Annotated in this window: 25 protein-coding genes; 9 read left to right on the top strand and 16 right to left on the bottom strand. The window is 69.7% G+C overall.

Annotated elements, in window-relative coordinates:
* The first annotated feature begins 29 nt into the window (after positions 1–29).
* Together BJ998_RS10140 and BJ998_RS10135 are read left to right on the top strand one after the other, a co-directional pair.
* A complete protein-coding gene (locus BJ998_RS10140; protein WP_184860583.1) occupies positions 30–461 on the top strand; it encodes an acyl-CoA thioesterase in 432 nt (143 codons plus the stop codon).
* Entirely contained in the window at positions 454–1,089 is a 636-nt protein-coding gene (locus tag BJ998_RS10135) for a DUF8010 domain-containing protein (RefSeq protein WP_184860581.1), read from the top strand. Before BJ998_RS10140 ends, BJ998_RS10135 begins: the two co-directional genes overlap by 8 nt.
* Before the next feature lie 172 nt (positions 1,090–1,261).
* Here the strand turns inward: BJ998_RS10135 and BJ998_RS10130 are convergent, their stop codons facing one another.
* The 5 genes from BJ998_RS10130 to BJ998_RS10110 all read right to left on the bottom strand — a co-directional run bounded on the left by BJ998_RS10130 (position 1,262) and on the right by BJ998_RS10110 (position 8,530).
* On the bottom strand, positions 1,262–3,097 hold the full coding sequence (locus BJ998_RS10130) for a LamG-like jellyroll fold domain-containing protein (RefSeq protein ID WP_184860579.1): 1,836 nt from the start codon (positions 3,095–3,097) through the stop codon (positions 1,262–1,264).
* Between the two features lie 211 nt (positions 3,098–3,308).
* A complete protein-coding gene (locus BJ998_RS10125) occupies positions 3,309–4,904 on the bottom strand; it encodes a glycoside hydrolase family 13 protein (protein WP_184860577.1) in 1,596 nt (531 codons plus the stop codon).
* A 102-nt stretch (positions 4,905–5,006) separates the two neighbouring features.
* Positions 5,007–5,399 carry a globin gene (locus BJ998_RS10120; protein ID WP_184860574.1) on the bottom strand — a complete coding sequence of 131 codons (393 nt, stop codon included), beginning with the start codon at positions 5,397–5,399 and terminating at the stop codon, positions 5,007–5,009.
* Positions 5,400–5,420: 21 nt separating this feature from the next.
* On the bottom strand, positions 5,421–6,407 hold the full coding sequence (locus tag BJ998_RS10115; RefSeq protein WP_184860572.1) for a mechanosensitive ion channel family protein: 987 nt from the start codon (positions 6,405–6,407) through the stop codon (positions 5,421–5,423).
* Complete coding sequence (locus BJ998_RS10110; protein WP_184860570.1) at positions 6,404–8,530, bottom strand: prolyl oligopeptidase family serine peptidase; 2,127 nt, start codon at positions 8,528–8,530, stop codon at positions 6,404–6,406. The genes BJ998_RS10115 and BJ998_RS10110 overlap by 4 nt, the downstream gene beginning before the upstream one ends.
* A gap of 152 nt (positions 8,531–8,682) precedes the next feature.
* On the opposite strand from BJ998_RS10110, the gene BJ998_RS10105 reads away from it, so the two are divergent.
* Positions 8,683–9,366: an HNH endonuclease gene (locus BJ998_RS10105; RefSeq protein WP_184860568.1), complete on the top strand. Its 684-nt coding sequence runs from the start codon at positions 8,683–8,685 to the stop codon at positions 9,364–9,366.
* A gap of 94 nt (positions 9,367–9,460) precedes the next feature.
* Here the strand turns inward: BJ998_RS10105 and BJ998_RS10100 are convergent, their stop codons facing one another.
* A complete protein-coding gene (locus BJ998_RS10100) occupies positions 9,461–9,673 on the bottom strand; it encodes a hypothetical protein (protein WP_184860566.1) in 213 nt (70 codons plus the stop codon).
* Positions 9,674–10,048: 375 nt separating this feature from the next.
* Here BJ998_RS10100 and ctaJ point away from each other — a divergent pair, with 375 nt between their 5' ends.
* Positions 10,049–10,312 (top strand): aa3-type cytochrome oxidase subunit CtaJ, encoded by a 264-nt coding sequence (gene ctaJ, locus BJ998_RS10095; protein ID WP_184860564.1) that lies wholly within the window; start codon positions 10,049–10,051, stop codon positions 10,310–10,312.
* Positions 10,299–10,784 (top strand): DUF5130 family protein, encoded by a 486-nt coding sequence (locus BJ998_RS10090; protein WP_184860562.1) that lies wholly within the window; start codon positions 10,299–10,301, stop codon positions 10,782–10,784. The genes ctaJ and BJ998_RS10090 overlap by 14 nt, the downstream gene beginning before the upstream one ends.
* Before the next feature lie 61 nt (positions 10,785–10,845).
* Here the strand turns inward: BJ998_RS10090 and pepN are convergent, their stop codons facing one another.
* Positions 10,846–13,395, bottom strand: coding sequence for an aminopeptidase N (gene pepN / locus BJ998_RS10085; protein ID WP_184860560.1), 2,550 nt, complete (start codon positions 13,393–13,395; stop codon positions 10,846–10,848).
* A 215-nt stretch (positions 13,396–13,610) separates the two neighbouring features.
* Between pepN and BJ998_RS10080 the strand changes: the two genes are divergently transcribed.
* Positions 13,611–14,240 (top strand): mycothiol-dependent nitroreductase Rv2466c family protein, encoded by a 630-nt coding sequence (locus BJ998_RS10080; protein ID WP_184860558.1) that lies wholly within the window; start codon positions 13,611–13,613, stop codon positions 14,238–14,240.
* 249 nt (positions 14,241–14,489) lie between these two features.
* Here the strand turns inward: BJ998_RS10080 and BJ998_RS10075 are convergent, their stop codons facing one another.
* The 7 genes from BJ998_RS10075 to BJ998_RS10045 all read right to left on the bottom strand — a co-directional run bounded on the left by BJ998_RS10075 (position 14,490) and on the right by BJ998_RS10045 (position 20,828).
* Entirely contained in the window at positions 14,490–15,125 is a 636-nt protein-coding gene (locus tag BJ998_RS10075) for a TetR/AcrR family transcriptional regulator (RefSeq protein WP_184860556.1), read from the bottom strand.
* 107 nt (positions 15,126–15,232) lie between these two features.
* Positions 15,233–16,573, bottom strand: coding sequence for an NAD(P)/FAD-dependent oxidoreductase (locus tag BJ998_RS10070; protein WP_246489090.1), 1,341 nt, complete (start codon positions 16,571–16,573; stop codon positions 15,233–15,235).
* Between the two features lie 5 nt (positions 16,574–16,578).
* On the bottom strand, positions 16,579–16,809 hold the full coding sequence (locus BJ998_RS10065) for a ferredoxin (RefSeq protein WP_116177574.1): 231 nt from the start codon (positions 16,807–16,809) through the stop codon (positions 16,579–16,581).
* A 77-nt stretch (positions 16,810–16,886) separates the two neighbouring features.
* On the bottom strand, positions 16,887–17,390 hold the full coding sequence (locus tag BJ998_RS10060) for a hypothetical protein (RefSeq protein ID WP_376775991.1): 504 nt from the start codon (positions 17,388–17,390) through the stop codon (positions 16,887–16,889).
* A gap of 363 nt (positions 17,391–17,753) precedes the next feature.
* Complete coding sequence (locus BJ998_RS10055; RefSeq protein WP_312890023.1) at positions 17,754–19,085, bottom strand: NAD(P)/FAD-dependent oxidoreductase; 1,332 nt, start codon at positions 19,083–19,085, stop codon at positions 17,754–17,756.
* 172 nt (positions 19,086–19,257) lie between these two features.
* Positions 19,258–20,082, bottom strand: coding sequence for an MBL fold metallo-hydrolase (locus BJ998_RS10050; RefSeq protein ID WP_184860550.1), 825 nt, complete (start codon positions 20,080–20,082; stop codon positions 19,258–19,260).
* Positions 20,079–20,828 carry a 2-phosphosulfolactate phosphatase gene (locus BJ998_RS10045; RefSeq protein WP_312890022.1) on the bottom strand — a complete coding sequence of 250 codons (750 nt, stop codon included), beginning with the start codon at positions 20,826–20,828 and terminating at the stop codon, positions 20,079–20,081. Before BJ998_RS10045 ends, BJ998_RS10050 begins: the two co-directional genes overlap by 4 nt.
* A gap of 78 nt (positions 20,829–20,906) precedes the next feature.
* On the opposite strand from BJ998_RS10045, the gene BJ998_RS10040 reads away from it, so the two are divergent.
* Positions 20,907–21,380, top strand: a complete 474-nt coding sequence (locus BJ998_RS10040; RefSeq protein WP_184860548.1) for a ribose-5-phosphate isomerase — start codon at positions 20,907–20,909, stop codon at positions 21,378–21,380.
* Positions 21,380–22,186: an Fpg/Nei family DNA glycosylase gene (locus BJ998_RS10035; RefSeq protein ID WP_184860546.1), complete on the top strand. Its 807-nt coding sequence runs from the start codon at positions 21,380–21,382 to the stop codon at positions 22,184–22,186. The genes BJ998_RS10040 and BJ998_RS10035 overlap by 1 nt, the downstream gene beginning before the upstream one ends.
* Before the next feature lie 59 nt (positions 22,187–22,245).
* Here the strand turns inward: BJ998_RS10035 and BJ998_RS10030 are convergent, their stop codons facing one another.
* Together BJ998_RS10030 and BJ998_RS10025 are read right to left on the bottom strand one after the other, a co-directional pair.
* Positions 22,246–23,085 (bottom strand): hypothetical protein, encoded by an 840-nt coding sequence (locus BJ998_RS10030; protein ID WP_184860543.1) that lies wholly within the window; start codon positions 23,083–23,085, stop codon positions 22,246–22,248.
* A 297-nt stretch (positions 23,086–23,382) separates the two neighbouring features.
* The gene (locus BJ998_RS10025) at positions 23,383–24,606 is read right to left on the bottom strand and encodes a GNAT family N-acetyltransferase (RefSeq protein ID WP_184860541.1); all 1,224 of its coding nucleotides are present in this window, start codon (positions 24,604–24,606) and stop codon (positions 23,383–23,385) included.
* 130 nt (positions 24,607–24,736) lie between these two features.
* On the opposite strand from BJ998_RS10025, the gene BJ998_RS10020 reads away from it, so the two are divergent.
* Positions 24,737–25,105, top strand: coding sequence for a nuclear transport factor 2 family protein (locus BJ998_RS10020; protein ID WP_184860539.1), 369 nt, complete (start codon positions 24,737–24,739; stop codon positions 25,103–25,105).
* The last annotated feature ends 11 nt before the right edge of the window (positions 25,106–25,116 follow it).

The following is a 25,116-nucleotide window of genomic DNA, read 5'->3' as shown; positions in this document are numbered from 1 at the left end:
TCTGGGCATCAGCCAGGGAGGCGTTGTCGTTGGGTGTCTTCGTCGCGCAGGTGCGACCGCGGTGGTCCGACATGGATGCCTACGGGCACGTCAACCACGCGAATACGGTCACCCTCCTGGAAGAGGCGCGAGTCGCGCTGGTCTTCACCGAAGCCGCTCGTCAGGGGCTTGTCGACATGTCCCGGGGCATGGTCGTGGTGAAGCTGGCCGTGGACTACCGCATTCCCCTGGTGTTCGACGGGGGATCGGTCGACATCGAGATGTCCGTGCGCGACCTGAAGGCTTCGTCGTTCATGTTGGACTACGCCGTCCGAACCGGGGGAAACGGTTCGTCGACGGTGGCGGTCACGGCGGAGACGCTGATCTGCGCCTACGACGTCGAAGAGACACGGCCCCGGCGGTTGACCGACGCCGAGCGGGACTTTCTCGCGAGCTGGCATTCCGGGGGCGCACGTGGCTGAGCTGATCTTCGCCGACCCGTCGGAGCGCGACGACCTCGGCGCGTTCGTGGCCCGAGCGGTGCGCCTGGACCAGCAGGGGATCGTACGTCTGCGCAACCGCGGCGAGGACCGTGTCGAGGCGTGGGTGGCGACGCCGTTCGACGTGTTGGCGACTCGAACGGTTGCTGGTTCGGTGACGCCGTCCGACGTGGCGGTCGCGGGCAGTGAACTGCTCGCCGGCCTGGCCATCCTGCGAGGTGACCGGGTGGATCCGGGTGCGTCGAAGGACCTGATGTGGCGCAGTGCCCTCCCTCCGGCGGAGGGATGGAAGCAGGTGGACGACCTGCCGGTGGCCGTTATGACCGAGTTGGCCGACCAGGGAGTGGCAGTCGCGCGGGAGAACTCCGGGCCGCATGGCACGCCGCCGGCATCGCTGCTGGACCAGACCGTGTTGACCGTCAGCGGCAGCGGGTTGGACGTCAAGATCCCGCTGCGTTGCCTGTTCGCACTGTCCGGGATGGGGTTCCTGGGATCCGGTGACATGGGCGGAAACGTGCGCGTGACCGCGACCGATGCCTGGCTGCGCATCGATGCCCGTTTCGGCGCGGTGGTTCGTCGACGTCACGCGTTGCTGCCGCTACTGGTCTGACGAAATTCTGACGAAATCCAGCCGGCCGACGGAGTCGAGCAGTCCACCGAGGTCGAGCAGTTCGGCGACATTGAGTAGTTCGACGGAGTTGGGCGGGTCGGCGAGGTTGGACTGCGGTGACGGAGTCGACTTCGCCGGCGGAGTTGGGGCGGCCGGCGAAGTCGACGGGTGGTCAGCGGAGCATGAACTCGTGCACTGACAGGGCTCGGTTGACGATGCGGACATCACCGATCCAGCCGTAGAAGCCCTGGTCGACGGTGAGGTCGTAGTCGTAGGCGCCGAGCAGCCAGTTGCCGGTGCCGGAGATGCCGACGGCGGGAGTCTTGGGGTTCCTCAATACTTGACAACCCTCGACGAACATTGACGTGTGTTGACCACTGTTGACAAGAGCCACATGCCACCACTGGTCGAGTGGCAGCTCGTGACCCCAGCAGGTGGAGATGCCGGCCTGGTTGAGCGGGAAGACGGCCCACTGGAACTGGGCGCCGTCGGACAGCGCCAAGGTGGCGGCGGGCTCGAGCGGGTCGTCGCAGGTCTTGCCGGCGTCGCGGCCGCGGCATAGCCGGGAGAAGATGCCGCACCAGGCGTGGAGGCCGTTCTTGAAGTCGCCGGGAACCTTGACGAACGCCTCGATGGTGTAGCCGTGCTGGAAGTCGGCGGAATTGAGGGGTGCGCCGTCGACGGTCTTCAGATACGCGCCGTGCCCGGGGTTCTTGCCGCCGTCGAAGCGGAGGCTGCCGTGCGCGGGAGCGCCGGAGTGGAAGTCGGCGGACCAGGTCAAGGCTGATGCATTGCTGCCGGGCATGGTCACCCGGACCAGGTCGTTGCCGTGGCCCGAGAGGTCGCGTTGCACCAGACCGTCAGCGAAGGGCGTGCCGGCGGCGGGCCCGTTGTCGAACCGCCAGTAGGCGAGCGTGCCGGGGATCAGCACATCGCGCGCCGGCCGGGAGACCGGCGGCGGCCCGGGGGCGAAGCCGCTGAACCGGGCGGTGAAGTCGATGTCGAGCGTGAACCGGTTGACCGGCCCGGTCAGCTCGATCTCCCGCCGGTCGAGCTCGTTGAGCCGGGCCGAGTTCTGGGAGAGCAGCCACGGCGAGATGGTGGACACGTCGATGACGTTGCGGGCCAGGTCGAAGCGGTAGAGCCGGATCATGGCGCTGCCGCCGTAGTAGTGGTCCTGGTAGTTGGTGATGTGCACGTGGACGTCGTGCCCGGCCTTGTTGCGCAGCACGGCCCGCCCGGGCGGCCAGAAGTGGCCGTTGAGGGTGAGGAAGATCTGGTCGTTGTCGTTGATGAGCTGGTCCCACAGCCGCTGCCCGTAGTCGGACAGCGAGGCCTGGCCCGATTCGTCGGCGTAGGCGAGTTCGTGGGTGGTGAGGATGACCGGCGTCTTCGGGTGCTGCTGGATCACCGACCGCGCCCAGTCGAAGCCGGCCGGCGACAGCCGCCAGTCCAGGGCGAGGACGAGCCAGTCGCGGCCGCCGCCGCGGAACACGTGGTAGCTGTTGTAGCCGTCCTTCGACGAACCGCGGAATGTCGGCGAACTACGGAACCGCTGCGGGCCGAACGTCGACAGCCACGGGGTGCTGCCGCGCTGGTCGTCGGTGGAGGAGTTCACGTCGTGGTTGCCGGCGAGCACGCTGTAGCCGACGCGGTTGTGGTCGAGCGCCTGGAACGAGTGGCCGATCTGGGCGATCTCGCCGGCCTCGCCGTGCTCGGTGAGGTCGCCGAGATGCGACAGGAACACAACGTTGTCTTCGCCGCCGTCGAGCACGTAGCGCAGCGAGGCGTCCAGGGGCGCGGCGTCGCCGCGATCCTCGTCGAACAGGTACTGGGTGTCCGGCATGACGACGAGCGTGAAGCGCGGATCGTTCGGATCGGGGCACCATCCGGCTGCCGACGACGGGGTGGCGGCAGCGGACACGGCGCCGAGCGCGCCGGTCGCCGCCACACCCGCACCGATGAGCCCAGCACCGCGCAGGAAACTGCGACGACTTGAGTCACTCATGGCGCGCAAGCTAACCGTCATGTGCCAACGCGGGTGTAACTGCCGGTGAACGGTGCCGGGCCAGCCGGGGCTCGGCGGCGACAGGTGCCTGGACGGAGGTGGAGGGCCGGCTGGCCAACACCGGTTTGGTCGGAGGGCCGTGGAGCCGGCCGTAGACATCCGGAAACAGGGACGCCAACGGCTGGCGAGTAGCCGGCTGAGTCGAGTCCGATCAGACCAGCCAGACGGCGGTGTCCGGTGGCAGCTGGTCGGCGGCCATCGGACCGCTGGCCAGCAGGACCTGGCCCGGCGGCAGTGGCACGGGGGCGCTGCCGGTGTTCAGGGCGCAGATGAGACCGCCACCCTTGCGACGGAAGGCGAAGCAGCCGGGGGGAGCGCCGTACCACTCGAGGCTCTCGCCGCCGAAGGCGGGATGGGTCTTCCGGAGCTCCAGTGCCTGGCGGTAGAGGGACAGCATGGAACCGGGGTCCTCGAGCTGGGACTCGACGGTGAGCCCAGCCCACTCGTGCGGCATGGGCAGCCAGGTGGCGACCCCGGACGAGAAGCCGAACGGCGGCTGATCACCCTCCCAGGGGATCGGCACGCGGCAGCCGTCGCGTCCACGCTCGGTGTGCCCGGAGCGAAGCCAGATGGGGTCCTGCAACGCCCACTCGGGCAGCTCGACGTTGGGCAGCCCGAGTTCCTCGCCGTTGTAGACGTACACGACGCCGGGCAGCGCCAGCTCGACCAGGGCCATGGCCCTGGCCCGTTTCTGGCCCAGCGAGCCGTCGCCGTAGCGGGTGACGTGCCGGACGACGTCGTGGTTGGACAGGGTCCAGGTGGCGGGGGAGTCGACGTAGGCGACGGCCGCCAGCGAGGAGTCGATGGCGGACCGCACGGAGTCGGCGTCGAACTCGGCTTCCACCAAGCGGAAGTTGAAGCCGAGGTGCAGTTCGTCGGCCCGCAGGTAGCGGGTGAACCGCTCGTTCTCCTTGACCCAGATCTCGCCGACGACCATCGCGTTCGGGTACTCGTCGAGCACCTTGCGGATCATCCGGTGGATCTCGTGCACGCCGTCGTCGTCGAACCGGGGATCGAGCGCGTTGTCGTGCAGCACGCCGGCGCCGATCTCGGCGCGAGGGTCCATGTCGGGCAGCCCGTACGGCTTGGCCATGCCGTGGGCGACGTCGATACGAAAACCATCGGCGCCACGGTCGAGCCAGAACCGGAGGGTGCGCTCAAGGTCGGCCCGAACCTCGGGATGGGTCCAGTTCAGGTCGGGCTGCTGCGGCGCGAACAGGTGCAGGTACCACTGCCCGTCGGCGACCCGCGTCCACGCGGGCCCGCCGAACACACTGGTCCAGTTGTTCGGCGGCAGCGAGCCGTCGCCGCCCCGACCCTCCCGGAAGTGGTACCGCTCGCGCTCGGGGCTGCCGGGCCCGGCCCGCAGCGCGGCCTGGAACCACTCGTGCTGGTCGCTGGTGTGGTTGGGGACGAGGTCGACGGTGACCTTGATGCCGCAGTTGTGCGCGTCCGCGACCAGCCGGTCGAACGCGGCCAGGTCGCCGAACAGCGGGTCGACGTCCCGCGGATCGGCGACGTCGTAGCCGTGGTCGGCCATCGGCGACCGGTAGAACGGCGTCAGCCAGAGGGCGTCGACCCCGAGCAGCTCCAGGTAGCCCAGCCGGGACCGGATGCCCTCCAGGTCGCCGACGCCGTCGCCGTCGGAGTCCGCGAAGGACCTGACGTACACCTGGTAGAAGACCGCGTCGCGCCACCAAGCCGACTTCTCGGCGATCTCGGCATGAACGTCAGCGGATCGTCGCACGGGGTGTCATATTGCCATCCGTCCGGGATTGGTTGTCCCCTAATGGGTTACGCCAGGCGGAAAACCGTGGTCAGCCGCCCAGTGATCGTTCTCACCGGGACCTCACACCCAGGTGTTCAGCAGACTGTTCGCCGCCATCTCCAGGTACTCCCACAGCTGCGTGCGCTCCGGCTCGGGCAGCCGCTCCTCGTCGACGGCGATCCGCATGCACCGCAGCCAGGCGTCCCGCTCGATCGGGCCGATCGTGAACGGTGCGTGCCGCATCCGCAGCCGGGGGTGCCCGCGCTGGTCGGAGTACGTGTGCGGACCACCCCAGTACTGGATCAGGAACAGCCGCAGACGTTCCTCGGCCGGCCCGAGGTCCTCCTCCGGGTACAGCGGGCGGAGCACCTCGTCCTTGGCGACCTCGGCGTAGAAGCGGCCGACGATGCGGCGGAACGTCTCCTCGCCGCCGACGGCCTCGTAGAAGTTCTGCGGCGTTCCCACGTCTTTCATCCTCGCACTCGCGGGCGAACCTCAGCCGCCCAGGTCGGACGACTTGGTGTCGTCGAAGCCGTTGGCGCGCGGCCGGGCCGGCGCCGGCTTCTTGGGCTCGTCCTCCACCTTGGGCGGGGTGCGCACGAACGGCGGCTCGATGCCGGCGGCCACGAAAGCGGCCATGACCCGGGCCCGCAGCGCCCGCTGCGTCGCCCACTGCCGACCGGGCCGCACCTTGACGGTCAGCCGCAGCGTGAGGCCCTCCGGGGTGACCTTCTCGATGCCGAGCACCTGCGGCGCGTCCATCACGTCGTCGGCGAGCGGCGCCTCCTGCACCGCGGCCTCGGCGGTCTCGCCCAGCACAGCCAGTGCGTCGTCCACGTTGCCGTGGTTGAGGGGCACGTCCACGACGGCGACGGCGAAGCCCTGGCTGGAGTTGCCGATGCGGACGATCTCGCCGTTGCGCACGTACCAGACGGTGCCGTTGACGTCACGCAGCGTGGTCACCCGCAGGCCGACGGCCTCGACGGTGCCACTGGCCTGCCCGGCGTCGATCACGTCGCCGACGCCGTACTGGTCCTCCAGCATCATGAAGACGCCGGACAGGAAGTCACGGACCAGCGACTGCGCGCCGAAGCCGATCGCGACACCCAGCACGCCGGCCGAGGCGATGATCGGCGTGATGTTGAAGCCGAGCTGGGTCAGGATCGTCAGGAACGCGATCCCGTAGGTCAACAACGTGGTCAGCGACTTGAGCACCGAGCCGATGGTCATGGCCCGCTGCCGGCGCCGCTCCGACCGCTGCGGCGCGGGCAGCTGCTGGGCCCGCTCCTTCAACGGCTTGAGCAGCGGGGGCATGTCGCCGTTGCCCTGGGTGAACTTGTCGATCATCCGGTGGACCACCAGCCGGATCACCACGGCGAGCGCCACGATGACCACGACTTGGATGGCGCCAGTGACTAACAACGGCCAGTTGTCGGCGAACCAGCTCGCCGCCGCGACCACGTTGTTGCCCTGCCCGGTCATGTAGTCAGTTCCTCCAGCTCCAAGCCGACCTGATGGGCGAGGAAGCCGAGTTCGTCGACGGCGAGCGCCACGCTGCGCGACACCGACCGGGCCGCGTGACCGACCTCGGTCTCGCGGCGGATCAGCACCGGGTGCTTGGTGGGGTCCGCGCTGGTGGCGTGCTGCAACGCTGCGCACATCTTGCGGGCGTGGTTCGGGTCCACCCTGCTGTCCGACTCGAACACGGCGAACAGCACGGCCGGGTACTCGACCTCCTCGATCACCCGATGGTACGGGGAGTAGGCGAGCAGCCAAGCCAGCTCGTCGGGCACGGCGGCGCTGCCGTACTCCTCCGCCCACAGCCTGCCCAGCAGAAACCGCTCGTAGCGCACCATGTCCAGCAGTGGTGCGGAACACACCACCGCGCGGTACAGCTCCGGCCTTTGGGTCAACGCCGCTCCGACAAGCAGACCACCGTTGGAGCCGCCGGTGATCGCCAACTGCTCCGGCGTGGTCCAGCCGCGGCGGATGAGGTACTCGGCGGCGGCGTGGAAGTCGTCGAACACGTTCTGCTTGCGGTCACGCATGCCGGCCTGGTGCCACTGCTCGCCCTCCTCGCCGCCGCCGCGCAGCGACACGAGGACCCACACGCCGCCGGACTGCACCCAGGCCAGGGCGTTGCTGTTGTAGCCGGGACGACGCGTGAGGGCGAAGCCGCCGTAGCCGGTGATGAGCGTCGGCAGCGGTTGGTTCGGGCGACCGTGCTGCGACACGACGAACATGCGCACGACGGTGCCGTCCTTGGAGACGTACTCGATCTGCTCGGTACGCACGTCCGACACCTCGACCGCACCGGGCGCCGCTGCCCACAGTTCGGTGTCGTCAGCGCCGAGACGGTAGGTGCGCACGCACGTCGGCGTCGTGAAGTCGGTCCAGCCGAACCAGATGACGCCCTCGCGGCCAGTGGTCCGCGCGTCAGTCATGGTGAGCCCGTGCAGGCTGCCCTTGCTCGGCAGCGGCACCTCTCCCACGTGCACGCCGGTCGCGGGCTCGTGCAGGTGCAGTTCCGACACGGCGTGTCGGGTGCGCTGCAGCACAAGGTGGGCGCCCTCATCCGCGCCGCGTACCCACTCGGCGTTCTCCAGCACGGAGTCGGCCTCTTCGGCTACCAGCTCGGTCCAGTGCTCACGGCCGGGCCGGCGCGGGTCAGTGACGCACAGCCGCCCGCGCGGGGCGTCCAACGTCGTCAGCAGGTACAGGCGGCCGTCGCCGGCGACCCACGCGTTGCAGCGCGCGCCACCCTCGTCCGGCACGACCTCGTTGATCACGAGTTCGTCAGCCGTGAGGTCGGCGATCCACACGGCCTCGCGCTGCGTGGTGCCGCGACGGCCGTCGACGATCAGCCAGTGGCCGTCCTCAGAGGTGTGCAGCGTGAAGTAGTACGTGGGGTCCATGCCGTCGCCGTGCACGTTGACGTCGGAGGCGGCGTCCGTGCCGACGCGGTGGCGCCACACGCGGTAGTGGAAGATCTCCTCACCCGCCGGCACCTCCTCCTTGGGCAGCCGGCGGACGTAGAAGAACTCCTCGCCGCCGGGCAGCCAGCCGACCGAGCTGTACCGGCAGCGGTCGATCGGGCCGTCGAGCAGCTCACCGCTGTCCACGTCCAGGACGTGCAGCAGCGACTCCTCGTTTCCGCCGACCGAGATCTGGTACGCCAGCCGGGCACCCTCACGGCTCGGCGACCACGTGTCCAGGGTGGTGCGACCCGACGGGTCGAGGGCGGTGACGTCGAGCAGCACGCGCTCGCTGCCGTCACGCTCACGTAGCCACAGCGCGGCGTGGTCCTGGCCGGGGTCGCGGCGGGTGAAGAACGCGCGGCCGTTACGCCAGACGGGTGCTCCCACGCTGCCGGCCGCCATCAGCCGCTCCAGCCGCCCGCGCAGCGCGTCACGGCCGGGCAGCGCCGTCAGCCACGACTGTGTGAGCGCGTCCTGTGCCGCCGACCAGGCGATGGTGCGCTCGTCGGCCGGGTCCTCCAACCAGCGGTAGGGGTCGGACACAGCGTGACCGTGCAGGTCCTCCACGAGCGGCAGCCGCTCGGCCGGTGGATAGGACGCCGTCGAATGGGGGAGAGCCTCCGTCATCTGCCGAAGGGTAGCGACCTAGGTGAAAACGATCGCCGTTAGGCCACGGTTCACCATGGATTTCACGACGGGTTCATGACATGTCATGCATCACACGTGCGTTGAACGGGTCAAGTGTGGTCGACTATGGCTGCACCGGTGGAGGTGGTCGCGTGCCCGACCGACAACCGACTCCGATCGGCGCCCCCAGATCGGGAGTGGCGCCGCGGGTCCCTCTGTCTCAAATTCCTGCCCAGACCCAGGTCAGCGGCCACGTATCCAGCGTGGATCCGGACCGGGTCGGCCAGGACCGGGCGCGTGGTGCGCCGGGAGGGCCGAGTTGGGGTCGAAGGCGGGTGCTCCTGCTCAACGCCACGTTCGAGCCGCTGACGGCGTTACCGCTGCGGCGGGCCGTGGTGCTGGTGGTGTGTGGCAAGGCCGAGGTCGTGCACGGTGACTCGGCCGGTCTGATCCTGCATTCCTCCACTGCCAGCGTCGTGGTGCCCTCGGTGATCCGGCTGTCCAGCTACGTCCGGGTCCCCTACCGCGGACGGGTGCCGCTGACCAGGGCCGGGCTGATGCACCGGGACCGCTACCGCTGCGCGTACTGCGGCGGGCGGGCAGAGACTATCGATCACGTCGTGCCGCGCTCGCGCGGGGGTGCCCACAGCTGGACCAACTGCGTGGCCTGCTGTGCCAAGTGCAACCATCGCAAGGCCGACAAGATGCTGTCCGAACTGGGATGGAGGCTGTTGGTCGTGCCGACCGCGCCGCGTGGGCCGCACTGGCGGCTGCTCGCGGGCGTGGCCGACGCCGACCCCCAATGGCTGCCATACCTGGGCGAGCCCGCGGCGTGAGCCGGAGCGGTTCGTCCAGGTAAACCAGTTCTTCGACGAACGAGTGGCGGCTCGGGCGTTTCCACCCGGGCCGCCACTCGTTGGAAGTCTGTGATCAGGCCGCGCGGTTGACCCGGATGCCGTCCCGGTTCACCCGGATCCCCGCTCGGTCGGCGGCGGCCCGGTTGACGCGGATCCCGTCCCGGTTCACGCGGATGCCCTCGCGGTTGACGCGGATCCCGTCGCGGCCATTCACCCGAATGCCACGGTGGACAAGGGTGGACTTGTTCACCCGGATGCCCGACACCAGCGTGAGCACGGTACGCATCTCTTCACTCGATCGGGTGACAGTCGCGACCGTGGTGGGGAGGTTCGGCGTGTACATGGCGTGCCCTCCTGGGAGGTTCGGGGTGGCTTTCAGGCAAGGCCATTGCTCCGCAAGACCCGTATAGGTGAAAGCTAATCTTGATTGGCCGGTCAGGACAAGCCGCCAAACCGGCGGCATTCGTGTCGCTGACCCCGGGTCCGTTCGGCGCAGCACGTTCGGCCACAAGAGTGCGTGCCGATGATCACTTTCACGCCCTGTCATCGGCAACGGTGTGGTCACTTCGCCGCGGATCCTGCCCGTTCGGGCGTGGGCATCGCCCCAGACCAGGACGGCCGGTGACGCGCGGTGCGGAGGGCTCGGCTACCGTAGGTCCCCGTGAACGTCGTGGACACCCTCCTCGTCTTCGCGCTGATCCCGCTGTGCGTGTACGGCGTGATCGCGTTGCTGACGCTGTGGCCTAAGTTCGCGCGTACCCCCCGGTACCAGGCAGGCCAGGAGTGGGGTTACGCGCCAGTGTGGTGGACCGCCAACCCCGCGGGCGTCGGCGCCCACGCCCCCTCCGCGCACACCGCGCTGGAGCAGGGCGAGGCCGGCGAGCCCGCGCCGACCGCACGGGGAGGTGCCCGTGGCAACTGGTGAGATCGTGCAGCGGGACGCCGAGGACGTCGAGCTCGGCTACGGCGAGGCACTGATGGCCGACGGCCGGATCTCGGTCGCCACCGAGCAGAAGCCCAAGCCGCCGACCCTGCCGTTCCGTTCCTCCGAGCTGGCGCAGCTGGACGAGGCGCTGACCCTGTCCAGCCGGGAGACCGGCCTCGACTTCAGCGTCTACCTGGGCGAGCTGGACGGTGACGACACCCGCAAGGCCGCCGAGGAGCTGCACGCGCAGACCCCGCGGCCCACACACGCGGTGCTGATCGCCGTGTCGCCGGGGCAGCGCGCCGTCGAGATCGTGACCGGCGAGGAGTCGCACCGCCGGCTGCCCGACCGCGGCTGCAAGCTGGCCGTGATGAGCATGGTGGCCTCCTTCAAGGAGGGCAACCTGGCCGGCGGCCTGGTCAGCGGCCTGCGCATGCTGACCGACCAGGCGGGCCCGGCGCCGCGCCGCTGAATCCGACCTGACGAAAGAAGCCCTCCCGGACCAGTCCGGGAGGGCTTCTTCGCGTTCGGGATCAGGACCGGTCGAACTCGCGGGCCGCCAGCGCCCGCACGATGCCGGCCCGGCCCTCGGACACCAGCCGGCGCAGCGCCGGCGGGCGCTCCTCGGCCAGCCACTCGTCGGCCGCCTGCACGGTCGACTCGGCCACCGCCCACGACGGGAACAGGCCCGTCACCGTCGGCTGCGCCCGCTCACTCGACCGCCGCCGCCACACGTCCGCGACGTCGGCGAAGTACTTCTCCGCGTACGGCGCGAGCAGCTCCTTCTGGCTCGGGTGCGAGAAGCCGTAGATGATCGCCTCGTTCACGGCGTTCGGCAGCTCGTCGTCGTGCACGGCCCGGCGCCACGCCTCGGCCTTGCCGGCCTCGGTCGGCACCAGCGCCCGCGCCCGCTCGGCGTGCCGCTGACCGGCCGCCGTCGGGTCCAGCTCCAGTTCGGCGCGCACCTCGGCCTCGCCCGCCGCGCCGTGCGCCGTCAGCGCCTGCAGCAGCCGCCAGCGCAGGTCGGTGTCCACCACCAGGCCCGGCAGCGGGTCGCTGCCGTCCAGCCAGCCGCGCAGCACCGCAACGACGTCGTCGGTCAGCGACGAGCCGGACAGCGAGTTGACGAACGTCAGCTGGTGGTCCGAGCCCGGCTCAGCGGCACGGGCCAGCTCCAGCACCGTCTCGGTGAAGCGCTGCCAGCCCTGCGGCGCCCACGCCGGGTCCGCGTACGAGGAGATCGCCGTCTGCGCCTGCAGCAACAGCCGCTGCACCACGCCGACCTCGGTCTCCGAGCGGATGCCGCCGAGCACCAGCGTGACGAAGTCGCGGGCCTTCAGTTCCGCCTCACGGGTCATCTCCCACGCCGCCGACCAGCACAGCGTGCGCGGCAGCGGCTCGGTGATGTCCGCGATCCGGTCCACCAGCGTGGCCAGCGAGTCGTTGTCCAGCCGCATCGTGCAGTAGGTCAGGTCGTCGTCGTTGACCAGGACCAGCTTGCCGCGCGGCACGCCCACCAGGTCCGGCACCTCGGTCCGCTCACCCGTCACGTCCAGCTCGACGCGGTGCGTGCGGACCAGCTTGCCGGTCGCCGGGTCGTCGTCGTAGACGCCGATCGCCAGCCGGTGCGTGCGCAGCTCGCCCGCACCCGGGCGGGCCCCGCCCTGCAGCACGGCGAACTCGCTGAACCGGCCGTCCCCGTCGACGGTGAACTTCGGCCGCAGCAGGTTCAGGCCCGTGGTCTCCAGCCACTGTGCCGACCACCAGGACAGGTCGCGGCCGGACGCTTCCTCCAGCGCCGCGAGCAGATCGGCCAGGGTGGCGTTCCCCCACGCGTGCTTGGCGAAGTACACCCGCAGCCCGGCCAGGAAGTTGTCCAGGCCCACGTAGGCCACCAGCTGCTTGAGCACGCTGGCGCCCTTGGCGTAGGTGATGCCGTCGAAGTTGACCTCGACCGCCTGCAGGTCCGCGATGTCCGCCGCCACCGGGTGGGTGGAGGGCAGCTGGTCCTGCCGGTACGCCCAGGACTTCTCGATGTTGGCGAACGTCGTCCAGGCGTGCGTGTACTCGGTGGCCTCGGCCTGCGACAGCACGCTGGCCCAGGTGGCGAACGACTCGTTCAGCCACAGGTCGTCCCACCAGCGCATGGTGACCAGGTCGCCGAACCACATGTGCGCCATCTCGTGCAGTACCGTCTCGCAGCGCCGCTCGTACATGTAGCGGGTGACCCGGCTGCGGAAGACGAAGTCCTCCAGGAAGGTCACCAGGCCGGCGTTCTCCATCGCGCCCGCGTTGAACTCCGGCACGAACGCCTGGTCGTACTTGCCGAACGGGTAGCGCACGCCGAACGCGCGGTGGAAGAAGTCGAAGCCCTGCTTGGTCTGCGTGAACAGGCGCTCGTGGTCCATGTGCTCGGCCAGCGACGCGCGGCAGTACAGGCCCAGCGGGATGCTGCCCTCGTCGTCGGTGTACTCGTCGCGCCACTCGGCGTACGGGCCGGCGACCAGCGCGATCAGGTACGTCGACAGGGTCTTGGTGGTCTCGAAGACATGCCGGGACGTCTCCGGGTTGACCTCCTCGACGCTGGCCGACGGCGCGTTGGACATCACCTTCCAGTCCTTCGGCGCCGTCACCGTGATGTCGTAGACCGCCTTCAGGTCCGGCTGGTCGAAGCAGGTGAACATGCGCTTCGCGTCGGCCGTCTCGAACTGGGTGTACAGGTAGACGCCCTTGTCGACCGGGTCGACGAAGCGGTGCAGGCCCTCGCCGGTGTTCGTGTACAGGCACTGCGCCCGCACCACCAGCTCGTTCTGCTCGGCCAGCTCGGGCAGGGCGATGCCGTCCTCGTCCCGATAGCCGGAAACGTCGAGCTCCACGCCGTTGAGCACGGCGGACTGCACCTCGCCCGCGACGAGGTCGATCCAGGTCGACGCGCCGGCCGTGCGGCTGCGGAAGCGCACGGTAGTCGTCGACCCGAATGTGGGACCGTCGCCGGTCAGGTCCAGTGCGATGTCGTAGGACTGGACCTCGAGGAGCGCCGCGCGCTGCTGGGCCTGGTCGCGGGTGAGGTTCGGCGCGGCCACTGGGTCACCTCATCTGTGGATGTCGGGGGTCCGGGTGGCTGTTGTTCGCCACCGGGGGTGGGCAGGGGTCTCCGCATCCAATCACGTGACGTGGTCGCCGCGCTGCCAGGATCCGTCGTAATCGCCGGACGGGAAGACCGGACGCCCCTCGATGGTTGCCTCTATGTGTGTGGGCCCGGGCAGGCCGGGCCGGCGTGAGCCGTGGAGATGTGCTGATGACCGCAGTGCCGTCCTTCTCGGACGAGAAGGTGAAGGTCGACTTCTGGTTCGATCCCGCGTGCCCGTGGGCCTGGATCACGTCCCGGTGGATCCTCGAGGTCGCCGAGCACCGCGAGATCGAGCTGGACTTCCATGTGATGAGCCTCTCGGTGCTCAACGACGGGCGCGACCTGCCCGAGCAGTACCGCGAGTTCCTCGACCGCGCCTGGGGGCCGGTGCGGGTGGCCATCGCCGCCGCCAAGCACCACGGCGACAAGGTGCTGCTGCCGCTGTACACCGCGATGGGCACCCGGATCCACAACGAGGGCGTCAAGGACTTCGACGAGGTCATCAAGCTGGCGCTGGCCGATGTCGGTCTGCCCGCCGAGTTGGCGGAGGCCGCGACCAGCACCGAGTACGACGAGGAGCTGAAGGCCAGCCACCACGCCGGCATGGACCCGGTCGGCATGGACGTCGGCACGCCTGTCATCCACGTCAACGGCGTCGCGTTCTTCGGGCCGGTGTTGTCCAAGATCCCGCGTGGTGAGGAGGCCGTCCGCGTGTTCGAGGGCGCTCGGCTGCTCGCCGGCTACCCGCACTTCTACGAGCTCAAGAGGACCCGGACCGAGTCGCCGGACTTCTCCTGACCCGTTCCCTCAGCTCGGGCGCGGCCGCCGCACTCCTCGCGGCAGCCGCGCCCGACCTTGTGGTCGAGGTCCTGCTCCCCCGCGCGAGCAGCTGGTTGTCGACGAACTGCTCGACTTTGACGAACTGCTCGAGTTCGCCGGGCTTCTCGTGTGCGCACGAAGCCGCACGAACGTTGTCTTCGTCGAACTTCTCAACTTCGCCGAACTTCTCAACTTCGACGGACTGCTCGATTGCGTGCGCTGAGGTGGTCAGTGGTCGGCATGCCATTCGACGTCGGCGAAGCTGGTGGGCTTGCCCGGCAGGGGAGTCGCGCAGCCGGGGCGCAGGCCGTCGAGCATCAGCTGGGTGAGGCGGGCGTCCATCTCCTCGGCGAGGACGCCGGGCACGTCGAACGGTCGCTTGAGGTGCAGCGACACCAGCATGGCCACGTCGACGACGCCGACGTCGGTGCGCATGGAGCCGTCGCGCTGCGCGGCGTCGATCATCTGCTCGACGATGCGGAGCAGGTCCTTGCGCGCGGAGCGGACCTCGTCGCTCTGGTGGAGAGCGGTGTGCAGCTGCGGGTCGACGATGGACCGGAGTGCGCCGAGCCGGAGGGCGACGCACTCGCGGACGAAGCGGCTCAGGGCGGTCCAGGCGTCGGGCTCGGTGCGCAGGGCGGTGCGGGCGAGGTCGGTCATGTGCTCGACGGTGTGCACGGACAGCGCCCGCAGCAGCGCGATCCGGTCGGGGAACCGCCGGTAGAGCGTCCCGACGCCGACGCCGGCGTGCCGGGCGATCTCCTCCATGGGGACGCCGACGCCCTGGTTGACCAGCAGGTCGCGAGCGGCGGCCAGGATCTGGTCGCGATTGCGCTTCGCGTCCGCCCGCAACTGTCCCGTCATCGCCACACGCCTCCACCGGCAGGTATGTGCTCGGCAGAGGCTACCTGCCGCGGGCGCGGTTGTGGCCCGTCCCGCGCCGGGACGGGCCACAAACCGTGACCGTCAGATCAACGCCCGTTGCGCATGGCCGGGGTCTTGAGCCGGGCCGACAGCTCGTTCACGTCGATCTTGCCGGCGCCCGGGGTGCGCTCGCTCAGCGTCTCCGCGTTCGCCGCGGTCGGGTTCTCGACCGGCGTGCGGCGCGAGTTGCGGACCCGCTCGCTGGGCACCATCGGCCGCAGCTTCTGGTCGAGCTGCCGGGTCAGGTGGATCATCGTGCGCGGCTGGTTGAGGCCGACTATGCCGACCGGCTTGCCGGCGCGGATGTACCCGGTGATGGACCGCTCGGAGCCGTTGGGCCGGGTGCTCAGGTACATCGTCTGCTGGCCGATGGCCGGGATGCCGGCGGCCTGGATGCGCACGTGGTGCTGCTCGGACCAGAATCGGGGCAGCGGCGTGAACGGCTTGGCCCGGGACTTGCCGGCGAGCAGGTTCTCGGCGGCGGCGCGACCCATCTCGATCGCGTTCAGCCAGTGCTCGACCCGCCGCGGCACGCCGTCGAACCGCAGGTTGGGCCAGCGGGCGACGTCCCCGGCGGCGACGACGTCGGAGGCGCCGACCACGTGGCAGGTCGGCTCGCACAGCACGCCGTCCTCCAGCACCAGCCCGGAGCCGGCCAGCCAGTCGGTGGACGGCATGCTGCCGACCGCCAGGACGACGCAGGCGGCGGTGATCAGCCGCTCGTTGGACAGCACGATCGCGACGCCCTCGGGGCCGGTCGCCCAGTGCCGGATGTCCACGCCGAGCGCGAGGTCGACGCCGTGCCGGCGGTGCAGGTCGCCGATGGCCGCACCGAGTTCGGGGCCGAGGGCCTTGCCGAACAGGGTCTTGGACCGGCCGATGATGGTGACGTCCCGGTTCATCTCACGGCAGCTGGAGGCGAACTCGCAGCCGGTGAAGCCGGTGCCGATGACCACGACACGGCCCTTGGAGCGGGTGAGGGTCTCCTTGATCGCGATGGCGTCGTCGAGCGTGCGCAGGGCGTGCACGCGCGGGTCGTGCCGAGGCGCGCCGGCCAGATGTCTGGCCTCGACGCCGGTGGCGATCATCAAACCGTCGTACTTGAGCTCCTCGCCGCCGGGCAGGTGCACGACGTGCCGGCCGTGGTCCAGCTTGTGCGCCCGGGTCCTGGTCCGCCAGATCGCGTCGATGTCGTGGTAGGCGGGGAAGAACAGGTCCTTGGTGGACAGCTTGCCCGTGACCAGCTGCTTGGACAGCGCCGGCCGGTGGTACGGCTTGTACGGCTCGTCGCCGACGATCACCACTTCGCCGTCGAACTTCAGCTCGCGCAGCCGCTCGGCGGCGCGCAGCGCGGTCAGCCCGGCCCCGACGATGACGATCCGTTCCATCCTGCTCACAGTCGCTCCCCGGACAGCTGGATAGCCCGCATCGGGCAGGCCATCGCGGCGGCGCGGGCCTGGTCGGCGTACTCGGGGATCACCTCGGTGACGTAGCGCAGCCGCTCGTCCTCGGTCAGTTCGAACAGACTCGGGGCCTCGTACTGGCAGGTGCCGTAGAGGTGGCAGCGACCGTTGTTCACGCTGATCGTCAGGGAGCTGCCGTGCAGAGCGCGACGAGGACTCATCGGGCCAGCAGTCCTTTCTCAAGAGGCGGGTTCGGGGTAACCGCGTGGCGGGCGGGGCGGGACGTTCGGGGGGCCCGCTAGCCGCCGCTGAGCACACCTGCTCCGACGAGGTTCTTGCTGGGGACGAAGCGGAGGACGGCCAGCACGACGGTCGGGATCATCAGGGTCAGGCCGCCGAGCCAGACGATGGACAGGTGACCGTTGGCCACTGCGCCGAGCCAGGAGTGCACGATGGTGATGCCCACCGCGATGTAGGCCAGCTGGTGGAAGCGCAGCCACTTCCGGTAGACGAAGAACTTGACCAGTCCCGTCGAGATCAGGATCGCGGTCATCACCTCGAGCCCGAGGATGCCGAACGCCCAGCGCAGCTGGCCGCCCTCCAGGATCGGGATCGTGATGTTGACCCAACTGAAGATCTCGTCGGAATCGGTGAGGAAAAGGAAGCATGCCGCGTGCAGTCCACCGAAGGCCAGCGTGAACGTCGCCATTATCATGTGGCTGCTTCGAACGGCCTGTCGTCCTGTCAGCTTCGTGACCCATCCGGTGGCGGTGAAAATTCCCCAGACCAGGGTCAAGCACATCAACGCATAGGCCAACCGGGCCGAAAGCGCGGCCACCTGACGCACACCTGAATCGTGCGCCGAGTGCACTGTCGGCGAAGTAATCAACTGCGTCAACGTTATCAACTGCGTCGACACCTCAGACGCCTCCCGGACGGCCGTGATGCTCGGGGTGGTCCGATCGGAGCAACGGGGTGGGCCGTGTGGTCGGGGCCATGCTCCGGGTCGGATGTCCGATTGTCACTTATTGTTGGTCATGGTTAAACAGTTTGTCTGTGGTGACAGCCGCCTCCAGACCTCCGGGGGAGTAATCCGTACGGCCGAACGGAGCAGCTGTCGGGTAGTACATCGTTCCTGGTTAGCGGAACTAACGAATTCGGTTGTCTATGTTCTTGTAGAAGTTGGTGTGAGCGTGACGCCTGCGGGCAGGTAGTTCGACACCAAGGGGGTTGACTTCGGTGGCGGACGCATCGGTTCTCCTGCTCGAGGCATCGGTTCCCGGCCGGTTGGAACCGGTTCCTGGATTCGTTTTCTCCTTGCCGTCGGGCTCGGTCGGCGGTTGTCGAGCCCGGCCACCAGGCGGTTGAACTCGCGCGGCCGGTCGACGGTGGTCAGCCCGACCAGTCCGTCCGCACGCGCCGACGCCAGGCTGCCCGGGCCGAGCCGCCCGTGCTCGCCGCCCAGCTGCGGCTGGCCCGCGACCTGCACCTTCATCCGGTGCTGTTCGGTCCAGAACCGCGGCAGCGGGGCGAACACCGGCGCCCGCGACGGCCCCAGCAGCAGGTTCTCCGCCGCCGCCCGGCCCATCTCGACCGCGTTCAGCCAGTGCTCGACGCGCCTGGGCACATCGTCGAACCGCAGGTTCGGCCAGCACGCCACGTCACCGGCGGCCACCACGTCGGCGGAGCCGACGACGTGGCAGGTCGGCTCGCAGTACACGCCGTCACGCTCGTCGTGCGGGATCTTCGAGCCACGCAGCCAGGACACCGACGGCAGGCCGCCGACCGCGATGACCACGTGCCCGGCGACGAGCACCTGCCCGTCGGACAGGTGGATCGCGATGCCGTTGTCCTGTGGCAGCCAGTGCAGCACCTTCACGCCCAGCGCCAGGCCGACACCCTTGCTCTGGTGCAGACGGGTGATGCCGTCACACAGCTCGGGCGGCAGAGCGCCGGCCATCAGCGTCGGGCCGTGGGTCACGATCGTCACCCGCCGCTTGAGCGCTCGGACGCTGGCCGCGACCTCGCAGCCGGTGAAGCCGCCGCCGATCACGACGACCGGCTCTTTGTCGGCGGACAGCGCCTCACGAAGCCGGGTCGCGTCGTCGAGGGTGCGCAGCTGGTGCACGCGCGGGTCGCTGACGGGGGCACCAGGCAGGTGCCGGGACTCCATGCCGGTGGCGATCACCAGGCCGTCGTAGGCGAGCTGTTCGCCGCCGGGCAGCGCGAGCACCCGCTTGCCGGTGTCGACGCCGCGAGCCGCGGTGTTCAGCCGCCAGCGCGCGTCGACATCGGTGTAGGCGGCCAGCGTCAACTGGTCGGCATGCACTCTCCCGGTCAGCAACTGCTTGGACAGCTCAGGTCGGTGATAAGGACGGTGTGGCTCGTTGCCGACCATCACCACCTCACCCTCGAACCTGAGTTCACGCAGCCGTTCAGCGGCTCTCAAGCCCGCCGCTCCAGCCCCTACTACGACGATGCGATCTCGTCGGTTCACCGACTACGTCCTCGCTCACCGCGTGGTGTCCGCCACGCCGGCCCCGACCGCACGTGTGATCCTGCAACCGGCACACCGGATCGCGCTCCGATAGCCGTTAGGTAACAGTTTGTCGGTCAGGCTCGCGGTGGCTATCGACTGTTCGGGGCAATGCCTTCGGTGAAGGGACCTGTTACCGCGCGGAACGGTTACGCCCCGTCAACCTTCCGATGGCCCTACGGGTGGCCTCGGCCGGGAACGGTGAGTCACGGAACACGTCCTCGAGCGTGACCGACCCGGCGGTCAGCGCCCGCGTGAGCTCGACGACGGCCGCGATCTCGGCTCGTTGGGCGGCAACGAACGCCGCGTCGACCGGCTCGCCGTGCCCCGGCACGACGACCGTGTCCGGACCGGTGAGATCGAGCAGTCCGGCGAGCGCGGTCGGCCACGACGCCGGGAACGAACCCTCGAACGCCGGCGGCGCGCCGTTCTCCACCAGATCGCCGGCGAACACGACATCGGCGTCCGGCACCCGCAGCACCAGATCGTGGTCGGTGTGCCCGCGGCCGAACTGGGCGATTTCCACGGTTCGCCCGCCGAGGTCGACCGCAGTTCGTTCGGACACCAACGTGTTCGGCAGCGCGATCCGGGTGGCGCGGATGTTGGCGGCGATTTCCGGTTGGTTCTGGGCGTCGTAGTGTGCGGCCCATTTGTCCTTGTCCTCGGCGCCCTCGACGACGAGTTCGTCGACGCAGTTCGGATGGGCCAGCACCGGGCAGGGGAGGAACGCCTGAGTGCCGAAGGCATGGTCGAAATGGGCGTGCGTGAGCACGACCGTCCACGGCAGCGGCGTCACGGCGCGCACGGCCGCCGCCCACTCGGCGCCCTGCGCCTCGTCGCCGCCGGTGTCCACGACGAGGCAGGCGTCGTCGCCGACGACCAACCCGAGTGACAGGTCCAGCTCCTCGTGCCGACGGACGTGGACTCCGTCGGCGACCTCGATCCAGCGCGCACTCATGCGGACAGTCTGTTGGTCAGCACTCCGTCGCTGAGCACCGGTGCGCACGAACTGCTGCCGACCGCCGCGGCCAGCTCGACGTCGGCGGTGTGCCCGTCGGCCGTCAGCTCACGACCGGACGCGCAGCCGCGGAGAAGTTCGACGACATTCTCGATTTCGTGCGAAAAGCAGCTCGCCGCCAACCTGGTCTCCGGCGACGCGCCGCTGGAGTTCGTCGCGAGCAGCGCGGCGGCGACGGCGCCCGCGCCGAGCAGGTCCTCGATGCCGGGACGCAGCGGGCCGGCGGTGACGCCCCACCGCTCGCCGGCCGGCACGATGCCGATCGGCTGTCCGTCGGCGACTTTCTCGACTTCGCGCGCAACGGACTCGGCGTTGCGCAGACAAGCGGCGAAGACGGTCGCGCTGGCGGCGGCCGCCTGCGTGCACAACGTCGCCCCATTGGGTGACGGCAGGGCGAGCAGCGTGCCGGCCGGCAGGTCGAGCAACGACGACGGCCGGAGCGTCCACTTCTGGTCGCCGGCGAGGACGGCGCCGGCCGACCGCGCGGAGGAAAGCGTACGAACATCTCCTCTTCGCACAGGTTGCACCCGACCGCCGCGATCCAGCGCGATGTCGACCGCCGTCGTGAAGGACAACACGTCGACGATGACCAGAACCGCGCAGCTCGACGCCAGCGCCGCAACGCCGTTCTCGCCCCATTCCAGGCGCAGCCGGTATCCGTCCTGGCGGAAAACGTCGTCGGTCACCCGACGGAGTGTGGCGTGCACCTCACGTACCGGCAGCTGAATTACTCCCCGCCGCCCACCGGGTGGCAAACTCTGACCGTGCGCGTCTACCTGGGTTCAGACCATGCCGGCTACGAGCTGAAGTCCCACCTGGTCAAGCACCTCGCGGCCAGCGGACACGACGTGGTCGACATCGGCCCCGCCGCCTACGACCCCGAGGACGACTACCCGGCCTTCTGCATCGCCACCGCCAGCCGCGTGGTCGCCGACGAGGGCAGCCTCGGCGTGGTGATCGGCGGCTCCGGCAACGGCGAGCAGATCGCCGCCAACAAGGTGCCGGGCGCGCGGGCCGCGCTGGCGTGGAACACCGAGACCGCGAAGCTGTCCCGGGAGCACAACAACGCCCAGGTTGTGGGCATCGGTGCGCGCATGCACACCGTCGAGGAGGCCACGGAGATCGTCGAGGCGTTCCTGGCCACGTCGTTCTCCGGCGTCGAGCGCCACCAGCGCCGCATCGACATCCTGGCCGAGTACGAGCGGACCGGCACCGCGCCGGAGCTGCCGGCCAGCTGATGCCGGAGGGTCACACGCTGCACCGGCTCGCCCGGCTGCACCAGCGCCGGTACGCCGGCGAGAAGGTGCAGGTCAGCAGTCCACAAGGCAAGTTCACCGGCGCGGCGACGGTCGACGGGCGGGTGCTCGAGAGTGCCGAAGCCGTGGGAAAGCACCTGCTGCACCGGTACGGGCCGGACTCGACCGTGCACGTCCACCTCGGCCTGTACGGGACGTTCACCGAGTTCACCCGTCCGGAGCCGGCTGTCACCGGCATGGTCCGGATGCGCATGCTCGGCGAAACCCACGGCACGGACCTACGCGGCCCGACCGCGTGCGAATTGCTGACGGACGACGAAGTCGAGGCGTTGTTCGCCCGGCTCGGACCGGATCCACTGCGTCGCGACGCCGATCCGGAGCGGGCGTGGCGGCGGATCTCGAAGTCCCGGGTGTCGGTCGCCGCGCTCCTGCTCGACCAGGCGGTGCTGGCCGGCGTCGGCAATGTCTATCGCGCCGAGGTGCTGTTCCGGCACGGCATCGACCCGATGCTGGCGGGCAGGCAGCTGGACCGCGAGCTGTGGGGCTCGATCTGGGCCGATCTCGTCGAGTTGATGCGGTACGGCGTGAAGGTCGGGCGGATCGACACCGTCCGGCCGGAGCACGACCCGGAGGTGACCGGTCGGGCGCCGCGGCAGGACCGGCACGGCGGCGAGGTGTACGTCTACCGCCGCACCGGTCAGCCCTGTCTGGTCTGCGGAACTCCGGTGGCCACCAAGGAGTTGGCCGGCCGCAACCTCTACTGGTGCCCTACCTGCCAGCCGGCCTGACGATCACCGGCGGGGCGCCGGCCGGCTGACCGGCACCCGGGCGTCACCGGGCCTGGCGGTCACCAGTTGTCGCCGCCGCCACCACCCCAGTCGCCGCCGCCACCCCAGTCACCGCCACCCCAGTCACCGCCACCCCAGTCACCACCGCCCCAGTCGCCGCCACCCTGGTCGCCGCCGTTCCAGTCGGCCTGCTGACCCTGATCGCCACCGAAGTCGCCGAAGCCCTGGCCGCCGTCGTAGCCGCCATCGAAGCCGCCGCCGTCCCAACCGCCGCTGTCCCAGCCGCCCGCCGCGTAAGGGATGCTGTGCATACCGGAGAACATGGCGTTGAACAGCAGGCCGGCGCCGATGCCCCACGCGCCGGCGACCAGCGCCGGCTTCCACCACGGCTCGCTGTACCAGCCCTGCGGCACCGGCCGGCCGGCGACGTAGCCGCCGGGGTAGTAGTGCGGGGTGCCCGCGCCGGGCAACGCCGACGCCTCGTACTCGTGGCCCTCCACCTCGACCCGGCGGTCGCCGGTGACCTTGCCGGCGCGGCTCTGGCCGTTGAGGTCGGGCAGCTCGGGGCCGGGGTCGAGGCCCATCGCTGTGCGGGCGGCCCGCACGTAGTACAGGCCTTCCTGAGCGGTCTGGGTGACCAGCCGGCACTGCTCGACGGTGCGCGCCTGCTCCATCTGCGAGCCGGCGGCGGTGTAGCGCTCGCCGGCGTCGGCCAGTGCCTGCTTGGCGGCGTCGTTGGTGCCGGTCAGGTTGAGCACCTGGCCGCCGAGCCGCTCCACCCAGCGGCGGGCGTCCGCCTTGGCGTCCTCCAGGCGCTGGCCGGTCGCCGCGCGCTGGCGCCAGACGAGCACGGCTACGCCGATGATCACCACGAGCAGGATCACGACGAGCGCGGTCACGGTGCCTCCCGGTTTCCAACGAGGGTGAATCCGTCGCAATCGGACAACGGGAAAGCTACCGCCTGGGTTCCTGGCCGGCCGACCGGCCGGTGTGATGCGACGGACAGCTACTTCTTGGTCGCGTCCGGCGACCGCCCGGCCCAGAAGGCGCCGAGCACACCGACCACTACCACCGCGACGAGGTAGAAGCCCATCACGTTCCTCCTTGTTCGTGCCTACGTGACGGCAACGACTCGGTTCGCGGCGGAGGTTCCGGTTCCTGCCTGTCGGTTCCTTAAGGATCAGCTGTCCTGAAGGTCAGAACTTCTCCGGGCAGTGCGGCTGGTGGTCGCCGGCGAACGCCCGCGACGCGGCCCGCGCCTTGCCCGGCGTGAGCTCGCGGACGCGTTGTGCGGCAACGAGTTCCTGCACGGTGGTGCCGCCGAGGAACACCGCGCCGAGTTCGCGGGCGCTCAGCGCCAGGTCCGGCTCGGCGTCGGTGCGGGTGACTGTCGCCGGCCCATCGGCCTCGGCGACGATTCGCCAGGTGCCGGCGTTCCACGGACAGAGGGTGTCTTCGACCGCCAGCACGACGTCGACCGGCGCGGAGTAGGTGCGCAACGGCAGCGCGCGGTCGATGTCGACGATCCGCACCCACAGGCCGTCGGTGACCTGCCGACCGTTGTCGGCGGCGTCGCTGAGCATGTGGATGATCGGGTCGTCCGTGGCGGCATCGCCCCGGACGACCGTGGTCAGGTCGATGTCGAGCAGGTACCGCCACAGCGCCGCATACGCCTGCGGCGTGGCGCCCAGCACCTCCTTGGCGTGCACCTCGTGTTGTGGCTTGCGGGAACTCCAGTTCCGCCTCACCTGGTAGATCGCGTAGCCCTCCGGATGGATGGCGTACCGCCACTTCGTGGCATCCTCGCTACGCAATTGCTCAGCGTTCTCGGCGAGGAGCACCTGCCACGACGCCTTGGTGCGGTCCACCCAGCCGACGCGCGTCGGTGCCACCTTGCCGTGCAGGTGATGCATCAGCGGCAGCGCGGTTTCCTTGTCCACCTCACGAATCCGCCCGTCACTGATGTCTACAGTGGACTGAAACGCCGCACCCCTGGGCACCGCGAAGGCGGCGCGGTGACCGGCGAGGCCGTAGCCGAAACGGCCGTAGATAGCGCCCTCGGAGGCATACAGCGCGGCGAACGCGTCGCCACTTTCGTGCTGGGAATGCAACTGTGCGCGCATCAATCGGGTCAGGGCGCCCCGACGGCGATGGTCCGGTGCGACGGCGACGCAGGACACCGCGGCGACCGGCTGTGGACCGGTGCCGGGCAGCGTCATGCGTTTGGTGAGCATGGTGCCGCCGCCGATGAGCTCGTCGCCGTCGAAGACGCCGTGCGTGCGGTGCGGCTCCAGCTGGGCGGTCTCGGCCGCGACGTTCTCCGGAGCCGGGTCGTCCAGGAAGGCCCGGAAGACCACGTCGATGAACGCCGGGATCTCCTCGGCGGTGAGGGTGCGGGTCACCAGCGGCGATGCGGTCATAGCCGACTTCGTACGCCGGTCGGGCCGTCGGCGCGAGCCGTTTTTTGATGACGCCGGAGGTAATCGACCACCGCGCCGCCCACTGTCAGGCTGGGAGAACACAAGCGGGACAAGGGAAGGAACGATCGAGATGACCGACGCGAACGTTGTGGCCCGGCGCTACCTGGAGATCTGGAACCAGTCCGATGGGGCACTGCGCGCCAAGGCCGCCGCCGAGCTGCTCACCGCTGCCTGCCGGTTCGTCGACCCGATCGCCGACGTGAGCGGTCCCGACGGACTCGCAGCTGTCATCGGGGGCGTGCACGAGCGGTTTCCGGGGCATCGGTTCCGGCCGTTGGGGGAGGTGGACGCCCATCACGACGTACTGCGGTTCACCTGGGAGCTGGTGCCCGAGGGCGGCGAAGAGTCCGTGGTGATCGGCACCGACGTGCTGGCGCTGACCGAGGACGGGCAGGTCGGCGGGATCAGCGGCTTCTTCGACAAGGTGCCCGCGGCCTGACCGTACGGCGT

The organism is Kutzneria kofuensis (genome assembly GCF_014203355.1).
Taxonomy (GTDB): domain Bacteria; phylum Actinomycetota; class Actinomycetes; order Mycobacteriales; family Pseudonocardiaceae; genus Kutzneria; species Kutzneria kofuensis.
This window is presented reverse-complemented; position numbering and strand designations above follow the sequence as displayed.